At 72.5% G+C, this 11,960-nt stretch carries 15 protein-coding genes and 1 riboswitch; of the genes, 4 read left to right on the top strand and 11 right to left on the bottom strand.

What is annotated here, in order from left to right; translation table 11 throughout:
* Window positions 1-2: 2 nt before the first annotated feature.
* Genes FB474_RS18240 through FB474_RS18250 form a run of 3 tightly spaced genes read right to left on the bottom strand, consistent with a single transcriptional unit; the run spans window position 3 to window position 3,606 of the window.
* On the bottom strand, window positions 3-1,187 hold the full coding sequence (locus FB474_RS18240) for a DegT/DnrJ/EryC1/StrS family aminotransferase (protein ID WP_141790280.1): 1,185 nt from the start codon (window positions 1,185-1,187) through the stop codon (window positions 3-5).
* Window positions 1,184-2,182, bottom strand: coding sequence for a glycosyltransferase (locus FB474_RS18245; protein ID WP_141790281.1), 999 nt, complete (start codon window positions 2,180-2,182; stop codon window positions 1,184-1,186). Before FB474_RS18245 ends, FB474_RS18240 begins: the two co-directional genes overlap by 4 nt.
* On the bottom strand, window positions 2,179-3,606 hold the full coding sequence (locus tag FB474_RS18250) for a GumC domain-containing protein (protein ID WP_221632672.1): 1,428 nt from the start codon (window positions 3,604-3,606) through the stop codon (window positions 2,179-2,181). The genes FB474_RS18245 and FB474_RS18250 overlap by 4 nt, the downstream gene beginning before the upstream one ends.
* 529 nt (window positions 3,607-4,135) lie before the next feature.
* Here FB474_RS18250 and FB474_RS18255 point away from each other — a divergent pair.
* Window positions 4,136-5,482, top strand: a complete 1,347-nt coding sequence (locus FB474_RS18255; protein WP_141790283.1) for an ammonium transporter — start codon at window positions 4,136-4,138, stop codon at window positions 5,480-5,482.
* Complete coding sequence (locus tag FB474_RS18260; protein WP_141790284.1) at window positions 5,479-5,817, top strand: P-II family nitrogen regulator; 339 nt, start codon at window positions 5,479-5,481, stop codon at window positions 5,815-5,817. The genes FB474_RS18255 and FB474_RS18260 overlap by 4 nt, the downstream gene beginning before the upstream one ends.
* Window positions 5,818-5,857: 40 nt before the next feature.
* Here the strand turns inward: FB474_RS18260 and FB474_RS18265 are convergent, their stop codons facing one another.
* The 8 genes from FB474_RS18265 to FB474_RS18295 form a co-directional block, all read right to left on the bottom strand.
* Window positions 5,858-6,130: a multiubiquitin domain-containing protein gene (locus tag FB474_RS18265; protein WP_185746261.1), complete on the bottom strand. Its 273-nt coding sequence runs from the start codon at window positions 6,128-6,130 to the stop codon at window positions 5,858-5,860.
* 10 nt (window positions 6,131-6,140) lie between these two features.
* The gene (locus tag FB474_RS20870; RefSeq protein WP_185746262.1) at window positions 6,141-6,428 is read right to left on the bottom strand and encodes a hypothetical protein; all 288 of its coding nucleotides are present in this window, start codon (window positions 6,426-6,428) and stop codon (window positions 6,141-6,143) included.
* Window positions 6,409-6,912, bottom strand: a complete 504-nt coding sequence (locus tag FB474_RS18270; protein ID WP_141790286.1) for a DUF5994 family protein — start codon at window positions 6,910-6,912, stop codon at window positions 6,409-6,411. Before FB474_RS18270 ends, FB474_RS20870 begins: the two co-directional genes overlap by 20 nt.
* 167 nt (window positions 6,913-7,079) lie before the next feature.
* Window positions 7,080-7,304 (bottom strand): hypothetical protein, encoded by a 225-nt coding sequence (locus FB474_RS18275; RefSeq protein WP_141790287.1) that lies wholly within the window; start codon window positions 7,302-7,304, stop codon window positions 7,080-7,082.
* Between the two features lie 117 nt (window positions 7,305-7,421).
* Window positions 7,422-7,931, bottom strand: a complete 510-nt coding sequence (locus tag FB474_RS18280; protein ID WP_221632673.1) for an ATP-binding protein — start codon at window positions 7,929-7,931, stop codon at window positions 7,422-7,424.
* A gap of 106 nt (window positions 7,932-8,037) precedes the next feature.
* The gene (locus FB474_RS18285) at window positions 8,038-8,712 is read right to left on the bottom strand and encodes a hypothetical protein (protein ID WP_141790288.1); all 675 of its coding nucleotides are present in this window, start codon (window positions 8,710-8,712) and stop codon (window positions 8,038-8,040) included.
* Window positions 8,713-9,113: 401 nt separating this feature from the next.
* The gene (locus tag FB474_RS18290) at window positions 9,114-9,428 is read right to left on the bottom strand and encodes a YtxH domain-containing protein (RefSeq protein WP_141790289.1); all 315 of its coding nucleotides are present in this window, start codon (window positions 9,426-9,428) and stop codon (window positions 9,114-9,116) included.
* Between the two features lie 90 nt (window positions 9,429-9,518).
* Window positions 9,519-10,019: a DinB family protein gene (locus FB474_RS18295; RefSeq protein ID WP_141790290.1), complete on the bottom strand. Its 501-nt coding sequence runs from the start codon at window positions 10,017-10,019 to the stop codon at window positions 9,519-9,521.
* A 60-nt stretch (window positions 10,020-10,079) separates the two neighbouring features.
* Between FB474_RS18295 and FB474_RS18300 the strand changes: the two genes are divergently transcribed.
* Both FB474_RS18300 and FB474_RS18305 read left to right on the top strand, forming a co-directional pair.
* On the top strand, window positions 10,080-10,853 hold the full coding sequence (locus FB474_RS18300) for a class I SAM-dependent methyltransferase (protein WP_141790291.1): 774 nt from the start codon (window positions 10,080-10,082) through the stop codon (window positions 10,851-10,853).
* 147 nt (window positions 10,854-11,000) lie between these two features.
* A riboswitch (cyclic di-AMP (ydaO/yuaA leader) is annotated at window positions 11,001-11,174 on the top strand.
* A gap of 3 nt (window positions 11,175-11,177) precedes the next feature.
* On the top strand, window positions 11,178-11,903 hold the full coding sequence (locus FB474_RS18305; RefSeq protein WP_246092602.1) for a C40 family peptidase: 726 nt from the start codon (window positions 11,178-11,180) through the stop codon (window positions 11,901-11,903).
* Window positions 11,904-11,960 lie beyond the last annotated feature (57 nt).

The following is an 11,960-nucleotide window of genomic DNA, read 5'->3' on the forward strand; positions in this document are numbered from 1 at the left end:
CTTTACCTCCTTGGGTGCGTGCGCAGCGACAGGAGCTGCGCGCACACGCGGTCAACGGCGTCATCGGACAGGTGCGGGTGCAGCGGGAGCGAGAGCAGCTGGTCGGCCACCCGCTCCGCCACGGGCAGGGAGGGGGTGAGGTCCCCCAGGAGCTGCCGGAAGTACGGGAAGCGGTGCACGGGGATGAAGTGCACTGAGGTGTCCACACCGCGCTCGGCCAGGGCGGCAATGAGCTCGTCCCGGCACGGACCGAAGGCCGGCTGGACTCGGATCGGATACAGGTGCCAGGCGTGGCGGCCGTCGGAGGGCCGCGGCGGGAGCACGAGCCCGGGCACGTCGCCCAGCTGGGCGTCGTAGCGGTCGGCCAGCTCGGCACGGCGGGCCTGCCAGGTGTGCAGATGGGCCAGCTGGCCCAGCCCGATCGCCGCCTGGAGGTCGGTGAAGTTCGCCTTGAGGCCGTCGACCGTGACCTCGTAGCGCCAGCCGGCACCCGGCTCGTACCGCCGCCAGGCGTCCTTGCTCATGCCGTGCTGCCGCATCACCCGCAGCCGGTCCGTCCGCTCGGGGTCGGGCGTCGTGAGCGCCCCGCCCTCGCCGATGGGCAGGTTCTTCGTGGCGTAGAAGCTGAAGCAGGTGGTCGAGGGCAACGTCCCGACCGCCCGGCCGTCCCGCGAGGCCCCGAGGCCGTGCGCAGCGTCCTCGACGACCCGGTCGAGCGTCAGCCCGGCCGCCTCGGCCAGCTCCTGCGTGGCCGCGGGGTAGCCGGCCATGTGCTGGACCACCATGGCTGCCGGACGCTCCCGGCGCTTGCTCTCGACCTCACTGGCGTTGACCGTGAGGGTCTGCTCATCGACGTCGAGCAGGACAGGTCGCAGTCCGGCATGCACGATCGCGTTCACGGCGCCGCAGAAGGTGAGCGTGGGGGTGAGCACGGCGGAACCGGGGCGCAGGTCCAGTGCGCGCAGAGCCATCTCGATCGCGGCCGTGCAGGAGCTGACGGCGACACTGGTCCGGGCGCCGACCCACCGGGCGAGCTCCTCCTCGAACTGCAGGGTGCGTTGGCCTGCCGTGAGCCAGCCGCCGGCCATCACCTCCAGCGCCAGCTCCCGCGCCTCCGGCGAGATGTGGCACTGCGCGAAGCTCACGTGGTCGGTCGTCTGGCCGGGCAGCAGAGGCGCGGTCGTCATGCCAGTCCCCGGACCATCGCCACGTTGAGCGACTGCCGGTAGGTGTCGAGCAGGTGGTGGGCCAGCAGGGCGACCTTGCGCCGCTCGTCCTGGGGTCCGGGACCGAACTGGCGGGGCGTCACTCCGCCCTCCAGGATCGCGACCACCGCCTGGGCGACGGCCTCGGCGCGTGGAGGGACGACACAGCCGGCGCCGCCGGACAGCACCAGCTCGGCGGCGCTGTCCGTGGTGACGGCCACGACCGGCAGCCCCACGTCGACCGCCGCCGCGGATGGGTTCGAGGCGGCCAGCCCGGAGTCCGTGGCGACGAGGACATCGGCCGCCCGCAGGACCACCGGGAGGGGCGCGGCCACGGCACCCTGTCGGCCGTCGAGTCGGCGGACGGCGTAGTGTCCCGGCGCACCGGGGACGGGACGCAGCTGCGCGACCACGAGATCACGGCGCCGGTCGGCATGCAGCGTCGGCGCCCAGGCCGCAGCGTCCACGTGGCTGTTCCCGGGCTCGAGCCCGAGAGCGAGCCTCACCCCTGGAGCCACGTCCAGGGCACGGCGCAGGTCAGCCCGGGTCTCGCCGGTGGTGGTGGAGGGTCCGGCGGCTGCCGGCCCCAGCAGCGGCAGGCACCTGATCCGCTCACCCGGCGCGACGCCTGAGCTGACGAGCAGCCGGCCGGCGGTCTGGCCATGGACCAGCCAGGTCGCCACCCTCGGGATCATCCGGCTGCAGCTGCGTACCCACCAGCCGGCAGGGGACAGCCCGTTGGCACGGAGGGGCAGGCGCTCGATGCTGTGGACCCGCAGGGCCCGACCGGGACAGAGGGCCTGGGCGCTTCCGATCGTGTGCACCACGTCGGCGGGGTCGCCCGCTCCGACGAGCTCGACGCGGGTGGCGTCGGCCAGCATCGCCAGCGCGGCCACGATGTTCGCCGTCAGGTCCTGGGCAGACGCAGGAGACTCGACCCGCACGTGGATCGGGTTGCTGCTCAAGGGGTTTCTCATGGCCGCGCCCCCTTCCGGTAGCGCAGGCCGAGCACGCCGATGATCGGCCAGCCGGTCGCGGCGCAGAGGTCGGCGACGCGCCGCACCTCGGCGTAGGCGGTCAGGTTCGTGCCGAGCACGAGCAGCACGTGCCCCGGGTCGTTCGTCAGGGCGCTGTCGTCGCGGAGCCGAACCACGTGCAGGCCGTCGGCCGACGACTCGGCCTGCTGCCCCCGGAGCACCGTGGTCGTGGCCGGTCCGGGATCGTTCCCGGGGGCCGCGTGCCCGCTGAAGTCGTGGCCTTCGGCCCCAACTCGTCTCCGGCGCGGGTCCGGCTGCACCCAGCCGTTCGACGACGGCACTGCCGGTGGTGCCGCCAGTGCGTCAGCCAGCCCGGCGGCCCCCGCCTCGACCTGGTCCAGCTTGCCGCACTCGACGACGACGATGGTGTGGGCATGTTCCCGGGCTGCCGCGCGGCGTACGACGAGCGCGGTCTCGAGGGGCACTGTCGCTGGAGGATCGGCTCCAAGCGCGGCGTCGGCGGATGCTGCCTGCCCGCCGCGGTGCACTCCGGTGGCACGTCGCCGGGCACGTCGTCCGCGCGCGCGGCGCCTCGACAGGGTGATCTGTCCCAGCAGGGGGACGCCCAGCTCGCGGGCGAAGCTTCCGGGATCGGCGACACGCGGCCGCAGCACCTCCAGGACGCTGGCCACGAGGAGTCCGGCGACCAGGCCCGCCAACAGCGCGAGCGTGAAATCGGTGACGCGGCGGCGGATCACCTGCTCGGCCTTCGTGGCGGGTGAGATCAGCATCGCCGACCCAACCGTGGCATCGGGGAGCTGCAGCTGGCGGACGGTCGTGCCAAGGTCGCTGAGCTCTTGGTCGAGGGTCGTCAGCTGGGCCGACAGGGTCGCGATCTGCGCCCGGTCCACCGTCGCCGACAGCCGGTCGACGACGGCCTGGCGCTGCGCGTAGAGCTGCCGCTGCTGTCCCTGCATCTGGCTGATCAGGGCCTGCACGCGCCGTTGCTGTTCACCGCCCAGGTAGTCCACGACGGTGCGCGCCAGCGCGGTGGCCACGCGGGTGGCCACGTCCGGTCGGCTGTCGGTGACCGTGAGGTCAAGAACCGGTGACGCGCCGAACTGGGTGACGGTGACCTCGCCTGCGACCTCCGAGGCGGGTCGGTCGTTGACGCCCGCCGCCTGCAGGGCCTGGTTGACCGCCGTAGTGCTGGTGGCAATGCCCCTGACCTGGTTGACGACGGAGTCCGCCTCGGTGTCGGAGCCGACCTTGGCACTTGACTGCTGGATCCGTGCGGACGCGGCGTAGCTGGGATGCGTCGTCGCCGTGAGCACGGCGACGACGAGCAGCGGCGCCAAGGCGAAGAACAGCAGCAGCCGGCGGTGGCCGACGACAATGCGTCGAAAAGCCTCGTTCATTTCCATGCATGCCCCCATGCGATGGCATGACACCGAACCCTCTCCGGGCACTTTGTGCTGGCGTCATCCACCTGGGTCAGGCGCGGGTATGCGGCCCCCACGCGCGAAACGTCCTGACCGTGTTGACCCTAGGTAGCCGTTCCGCCGGTGCATTCCCTCAGGCGAACGGTCCCGGGACCGCCAGATTGTCCTAGTGGGCCCCGGTTTCGTACTGCGGTTAGCCGCGCTCACTCGGTGGCGACCTTCGGCGTCGCTCCCCAAACTGGGGGCCTCGACGTAGCCTGATTGTTCTAGGGCCCCATCAGCCAGGGCGCCACAGGCCTGTCCCACCCACAGGTCCGGACCCGGCAGGCACCGCGCAAGCCGGCCGCCCGTGCATACCGGTTTACGTCACAGCGGCCGCGTAATGGGCATCACGGCGAGGAGCGCGCCGGGTGTGGGATCGTCCCCGCGGCGGAGGCCCCGACCGCCGAGCTGACCGTCCCCCGACCAGTCGCGGATGCGCCCCCGGCGGCCGCGCCGAAGGTGACCTCCCATGACCGTCCTCACCGCAGCCCCCTCGGCCCTCGACACCGGCGACACCGCGTGGCTGCTGACGTCCGCGGCGCTCGTGCTGCTGATGGCCCCCGGCCTCGCGCTGTTCTACGGCGGCATGGTGCGCGCCAAGAGCGTGCTCAACATGATGATGATGACCTTCGGGTCCCTCGCCGTCGTCCTCGTGCTGTGGACGCTGGTCGGCTACTCGCTGGCCTTCGGCAACGACGTCGGCGGCGGCCTGCTCGGCAACCCCCTGCAGCACCTGGGCCTGGGTGACCTCATGGCGCCGTCGAGCAACGGCTCGAGCCACGTGCCCGTGCTCCTGTATGCCGTGTTCCAGGGCCTGTTCGCGGTGATCACCGGGGCGCTGGTGTCGGGGGCGATCGCCGACCGCGCCCGGTTCGGCGCCTGGATGGTGTTCGTGGCGGTGTGGACCGTCGTGGTCTACGCGCCGGTGGCGCACTGGGTCTTCGACGCAGGCTCTCCCGGGCACCCCGGAGGCTGGCTGGTGCACCAGGTCGGCCTCATCGACTTCGCCGGGGGCACCGTCGTCGAGGTGGCCTCCGGCGCCTCGGCGCTCGCCCTGGCCCTGGTCCTCGGCCGCCGGATCGGGTTCGGCAAGGACCCCATGCGGCCCCACAACCTCACCCTCGTCATGGTGGGTGCGGGGCTGCTGTGGTTCGGCTGGTTCGGCTTCAACGCCGGCTCAGCGCTGGCCGCCGACCAGGACGCCGTCATCGTCTTCACGACCACCCTGGTCGCCGGCGCGGCGGGCACCCTCGGCTGGCTCGCGGTCGAACGGTTCCGCGACGGGCACGCCACGTCGCTCGGCGCCGCCTCGGGCATGGTGGCCGGCCTCGTGGCGATCACCCCCTCGTGCGCGTCCCTGTCGCCGCTCGGCGCGATCGTCCTGGGGGCCGCCGCCGGTGTGGTCTGCGCGTTCGCGGTGGGCCTCAAGCACCGACTCGGCTACGACGACTCGCTCGATGTCGTGGGCGTGCACATGGTGGGCGGCATCGTCGGCACGCTCGGCATCGGCCTCCTGGCCACGGCCGGCGCCCCCACGGGGGTCAACGGGCTCCTGTATGGCGGTGGGCCGGGCCAGCTCGGCCGGCAGGCGGTCGGGGTGGTCACCGTGATGGTCTACGCCTTCGTGGTCTCCGGCATCCTGGGCCTGGCCGTCGACAAGGTCATGGGCTTCCGGGTCCACCGGGACGACGAGGTCGGTGGCATCGACCTCGCCGTGCACGCCGAGACCGCCTACGACCTGCACGCCCTCGTCACCGGACGCACCGTCCCGCACGGCACACTGCGCTCGCTCACTCACTCAGGGGAGAACCGATGAAGCTCGTCACGGCGGTCATCAAGCCGCACATGTTCCAGGAGGTGCGCGAAGCCCTCGATGCGTTGGGGATCAACGGGATGACGGTGTCCGAGGCAAGCGGCCACGGGCGCCAGCGGGGCCACACCGAGGTCTACCGCGGCGCCGAGTACGAGGTCGACCTGGTGCCCAAGCTCCGCCTCGAGGTCCTCGCCGACGACCGCGAGGCCGCTGACGTCGTCCGGGTGATCGCGGACTCCGCCAGGACCGGGCGGATCGGGGACGGCAAGGTCTGGGTCATGCCGGTGGAGTCCGTCCTGCGAGTGCGCACCGGCGAGCTGGACGACGCCGCGATCTGATCCGCGGCGGCGCCCGGACCGGGCCCCTTCGGACCCCGTTTCACCCCGCCGAGCTGTGGGACTTGGTGACGTGGAAGGCCATCCAGTCCCTGACCTTCACCGTCGACCCCGGTGCGAGCGAACCTTCCGGCTGGCCCGCGGGGCCTCCCCGGTAGGTGACCGTGAACACCCAGCCCAGGCTGGCCGGGACGGGCGTGAACGCCAGGGCCAGGAGCTCCTCGAAGGAGATCTCCTCGGCGGCCACGGTGTTGGTGTGGCCGTTGACGGTCACGGGGTGGTCCCGGGTGTGACCGCCGGCGGTCTCCAGTGACATAAGCCCTCCGTCACAGGTACTGGCCCGTTGCCGCGCTGTCCGTCCGGGAGATGCGGATCGCGACGACGTTCGACGGGTTGACGACGACCACGCTCTCCTGGCTCTCCCGGCTGAAGCTCGCATGCGTGAAGGTCAGGCTCTGCCGGCCGTCCAGCGCCCGGGCTACGGCCTGCGCCGCTTCCAGCTCGGAGCCGAAGTCACGGCTGACCACCAACATGTCCTCGCCGCTGAGGGCATGGATGCGGAGGAACAGGTCGACCGGCCCGGGAGCCGGGTCGTCATCGCTGGGGCTCGTCATCCCGGCCTGCCCGTCGCGACAGCGTCAGCAGCTCCCCGGGGCTGAGCACGTTGTCAGGCTCGATGGACCGCTGCATCGCCCACGACGCCTGGTCGGCATCGAGGTCGGAAGGGATGACGACAAAGATCAACCGGGTGCCGTTGGCCAGGGCGACTGTCACCTGGTGTGCGTCGTCGGTGCGGAACCACCCGGCCTTGACTCGGTGACCGTCGACGTACACGCGCGCCGGGTGCGAGTCCCAGATGCCGGGGTCGTAGGTCATGTGGAGCGGCTTGCTGTCGCGTGCGGCCCAGATCGCGGCCAGCAGCGACGGCGCCTCGGCCGCCAGGTCGGACGAGCGCGGCCACCACGCACCATCGAGGGCTCCGGGCCGCTCCCGGGAGGCGGCACGGAGGCTGAGACGAGGCGACAGCCGGCTGCCCTGGGCGAGGGGCCCAGACGTGCCGTGGGAGTCGGGAGGAAGGGGTGCAGTCTCCAGGGCCATGGCGGCCACCAGCCAAACCCGGGGGCTCGAACGCCCGGAGTCACGAGCACGGAAACCGATGCCCGGCAGATGTCGGGCACGACACGGTTCCTGTACTTCAACAGTACGCCGTCCCGGTGGCTGGAGCCTCCACCATCAGTCGGCGGGACGAGGCGACCCGAACCGGGTCAGAGCCGGTGCAGCTTGGACGTCGGCAGCGTCACACGCCGGACACCGTGACCGAAGTCGACGTAGACCGCGGCTTCGCCGTCGCACGCAGTGACACGACCGAGCCCGTGTCGGTCGTGAGTGACCCGCTCACCGACCTCGAAGCGCTCCACGGGCCTGAGCGCTGCCTCCCGGGCGACGTTGAACGGGCTCTTGAACGGCTGACGCGCGGGGGAGGAAGGCATGGGCTCCAGCATCCTCCTCCCTGTGAGCCGGCCCACACGTGGGTCACCCCCGAGCCCCTGGCCGGGGGGTCTGCCGTGCTGGTCGCCGGGGGCAGGGGCGGCAGAGGAAGCCCCGGCTCAACCGTCTGCGGAGGCGTGGATCTCGAACCAGACCGTCTTGCCCACCTCGACGGACAGGGGCTGGGCGCCCCACGAGGTGGCGAGCCGGTCCAGGAGCTGCAGCCCCCAGCCGTGGCTGAGGTCGTCCGCAGGGCCGGCGGGCTGCAGCGGCTCGGGGTCGTGGTCGATGACCTCGACGCGAAGGCGGTCGGGGGTGCGGTGCAGGTGCAGGACGATCGCGGCCACGTCGCTGTGTGCCGTGGCCGACGGTCGAGGGTGGATGACCGCGTTGGTCACGAGCTCGCTGGTGAGGAGCTCAGCCGCCATGGCAATGTCCTCGCCGAGCTCGCGGCAGAACTCCACCACGCGCCGGCGGGCCAGGCGCGGCGCGACCTCGGTGGCCGGCAGCCGCAGCCGCTCATGTACCCCGTTTGCCCCGGTCCCCGTCCCCATCATCGACGCCCACCAGCTCGTGTGGCCCCGTAGTGGCCCGGTCCCGCCCGACCGCCCCGCCAGGGTGGAGGACACGCCGTCCTCTTTGCGAATGGTAAGTCCGCGCCTGCCCCACCCCAAGGGGGTCAGCGCAGGCTTCTGGAGCTGGGTGCACCAGCCCGCGTCGGGGCGTGGCGTCGGGTCAGCACGCCTCGCGGTGTGGTGCGCCCGGAGCCGTGCCCGATCCGTGCCGCTTGTGGCCCAGGGAGGTGCGCGCGAGCAGGGTGCCCCGGTGCTGGTGGGGCCGCACCAGGCGGTGATCGGCCAGGTGGCGGTGGCCGGAGCTGGTGCGTGCCGTCCGGGGTGCCAGGGCGTGCCGCGCGGCCGGGCCGGCAACCGGCCGGGGTCGGTGAGGTGTCAGGGCTGCCGGGAGGACGACGTAGCCCACCAGCTCGATGCGGTCCGTCTGGCGGGGCGCATCCGAGCCGGCCGGCATACCGGGCGGCGTCCGGGTGCTGCTGATGGCCATCTCGGTGGAGACGGTGCGGGGCGTGGTGGTGACGGGCAGGGCCACCCTGGCCCGGACCCGCTCGCCGCGCGACGGGCCGTCCGGCAGCGCCACCACCGGCGGGGGCGGGACGGGGGACGTCGGCAGCGCGAACGCCCACGCGCTCCCCGGTCCGCCCGGGTGGCTGATGTCGGAGGGAGCCAGCAGGCACCCGGAGACGGCGAAGACCGCGGCCTGCAGGATGACCAGGGCGAGGGTCGGACCGGCTCCCCAGAGCCGTGGGCGGAGCCGGCGCAGAGGATGCCTCGGGGGTGTGGCTGGGACGTTGCGCCTGAGGGCGTGCGGCCCTCGCTCAGCGCTCAACGCCATGCGAACCTCCTCGAGTGACCCGTGCAGTGGCCTGTCGTCGGCGCGCCAAGTTTGACACTCTTTGAGGGCATTTCGCCTGCGGTTGCTGTGATCCGCTCCTGAAAGGCCGCAAGACCCTGTGGTGGCAACCGTCCCAGCGGCCCGCCGGGTCGCCCTCCAGGCTCGCGGTCCACGTGGGCCGGTGCTGCGGTGTCTTCCTTCACGCCAGGAGCCGGTCAGGCAGGTGAGGAGACCCGTCGGGGAGAACTGGTTGGTCGGCCCCCGGAGGGGCCGAACGTGCTACGGCACCGGCTGTAGACAATCTGGAGAACCCGCGCAGACCGGAGCGGGGTCGCCCGCGGCCGCGCCGGGACAGCGAGAGCCCCGGCCACCACGAAGGGTGGCCGGGGCTCCCGGCGTGCTCAGGCTGAGCGATGCGCGCCCGGAGGGGTGCCTGGTGCCTCGGGCGCCGGGGCGTCGTCACCGTGCAGCTTGTCGCCGAGCTTGTCGCCGACCACGGCCGTGACCCTGGAGGTGGCCTCCGCCAGCTTCTGCTGGACGTCGGGGGCCTTCTCCCGGGCCAGGTCCTGGGCGTGACCGACCTGCTCCTGCACCTTCGGGTGCTGCCACAGGTCCTGACCGCGTGCCTTGATCTTCTCGTAGCGCTGGCGCCCGGCCCGGGCGCCGAGGACGTAGCCGATCGCCGCGCCGACGAGCAGCGTTGCCTTGGCCTTCATGCGCGTTCCTCCCTGTCGTCGTGCCTCCACCGTGCCCGATCCGGGGCCCGGGCAAAACCTGGGACCGCGAGACGGTGGTCACGACGGCGATCAGGCCGGCGGGTGGTCGCCCGTCGCGCCGTCGAGCAGCTCGCGCACGATGTCCATGTGCCCGCAGTGCCGGGCCACCTCCTCGACCATGTGCACCATCACCCACCGCAGCGAGACCTCGGCGCCGGACCAGGACGTGCCCCGGGCGTCGAGGTCCAGCTCGGCGACCACGGTGTTGGCCGCCGCGCGGGCCCGGCCGTAGAAGGCGACGATGTCGGCGGTGCTCTCACCGGGCTCGACCCGCAGGTCGGCCTCCTCGTCGTCGTCGTCGAACGGCAGCGGCTCGGTGGCGCGCCCGAACGTCTCGCAGAACCAGCCGTACTCGACCGCGGCGAGGTGCTTCACCAGGCCCAGCAGGGTGGTGCCGGACGGTGTCAGCGGCCGCCCCAGCTGCTCGTCGTCGAGCCCCTGGAGCTTCCACAGCACCACGTCGCGGTGACGCTCGAGGCTGTCGAGCAGGGTGGTCTTCTCGTCGGCCGTGCGACACGCCTCAGGGCTCATGCGGGGACCCTAGTGGCCCCGGATTGCACCCCGCCCGGCGAAGGTGGCAGCGTCGGCGGCATGACGCGTCTGGACTCGGTGCCCATGTTCGACGAGCTCGCCGAGGACTACGACCAGGTGCTCCCGCTGTGCGCCCGGTTCGGCGAGCAGGTGCTCGAGCTCATCGACGACGACTCCGGGGCCGAGCTGCTCGACGTGGGCGCCGGGCGGGGTGCGGTGGCGCTCGCGGCCGCCTCGCGCGGCTGGCACGTCACCGCCGTCGACGCCTCGAGCCAGATGGTGGACCACCTGCGCGCGGCCGACCCCGACATGGTCGTGCGGCTCATGGACGCGCACGCCCTGGCCCTGCCGGACGACAGCGTCGACGTCGCGGTCGCGGCCCTGCTGCTGCACTGCGTCGACGACCCGGCGCAGGTCCTCGCCGAGATGGTCCGGGTGACCCGGCCCGGCGGGCAGGTCGTCATCACGGTGCCCGGCCCGGTGGACGACGGCGGGCGGTGGGACCGGTTCTACGAGGTCGGGGCAGGGTTCCGTCCCGCCCCCGGTGCGGTCCAGGTGGCCCGCCCGATCGACGTCGACCGCCTGGTCGCCGGCGCCGGGCTGGAGGACGCGTGGATGGGCAGCCTCGAGGTGCGGCTGCCGGTCTCCTCGCCCCGCGAGCTGTGGGAGTGGCAGATGTCGCACGGCTTCGTCGGGTTCTTCCGCTCGCTGGCGCCCGGGGACCAGGTCGAGCTCGAGCGACGCGCCATCGACGAGCTGTGGCGCATGCACGACGACGGCGGGATCGAGCTGCACCGAGGCGCCGACGTGCACATCGCGCGAGTACGCCGCTGACCGTCAGCGGTAGGGACCTTGGTCATTGGTGTGAGCATTCGTGACCTCGGCGTGACATTCCCGTGGGGCTTTGGGTACGGTTTGCGACGCTCTTTGATCCCCTGCAAGGAGCCCCCGCACCGGGACCGCCGAGTCCTGCCACCGGTGTCGGGGAAACCCCTGTAACCCGCATGGCAGGAGCGGGGGACCCACTTCTGGGGCACTCCGGTGCTCCTTGGGGTGAAGTCCGCGCCACACGGCATACCCGCCGTCGCGTGGACCGGGTGCATCTCTCCCACCCGAACCCGACAGCTCACCTCGCAGGCGTCTGGAGGTGTGCTTCACGTGTCCAAGCACCATGCTGGGCGTCATCGCGCCCAAAACCGTCCCACCAACCCCCTCGGCACCACCACGGGCCGGACGACGGCGGTCCTCGCTGTCTCCGGTGGCATCGTCGCCACCCTCGCCGGACCGGCCTCGGCCGCCTCGGCCTCGGCCCCGGCGCCCCTCGTTGCGCCGCCCTCGGCACCTGACACCGTGGCCGTTGCGGCCCCGGCTGCCAGCCCGGCGGTCGTCGCCCCCAGCTTCGGCGAGGTCGGCTTCCACAGCGTCGCGCCCAAGCCCAAGCCCGCGCCGAAGCCCGTTGCGGCTCCGGCTCCGGCTCCCGTCCAGCGGGCCGCCACGCCCCAGGTCAGCCGGGGCACCGCCCGGCCGGCTGTGTCCGTGTCCGTCTCGGCGCCGGCCACCAGCGTCCTGGCCGTCGCCGCCCAGTACGCCGGCGTGCCGTACGTCTGGGGCGGCACCACGCCGTCGGGCTTCGACTGCTCCGGCTTCACGCAGTACGTATTCAACAAGATCGGCGTCTCGCTGCCGCGCACGGCCGAGGAGCAGCGTGCGGCCGTCACGCGGGTCAGCACCCCGCAGCCGGGTGACCTCGTGTTCTTCGGGTCCCCGGCCTACCACGTCGGCATCTACGCCGGCGGCGGCATGATGTGGGACGCCCCGCACTCCGGTGCGGTCGTCTCCAAGCGCGCGATCTGGACCAGTGCCGTGACCTACGGTCGCCCCTGATCCGAGCGCGTTGAACGGCCCGAACCCGCTATCCCCTGCAGCGGGCTCGGGCCGTTC

It is taken from the genome of Oryzihumus leptocrescens, from assembly GCF_006716205.1.
Taxonomy (GTDB): Bacteria; Actinomycetota; Actinomycetes; order Actinomycetales; family Dermatophilaceae; genus Oryzihumus; species Oryzihumus leptocrescens.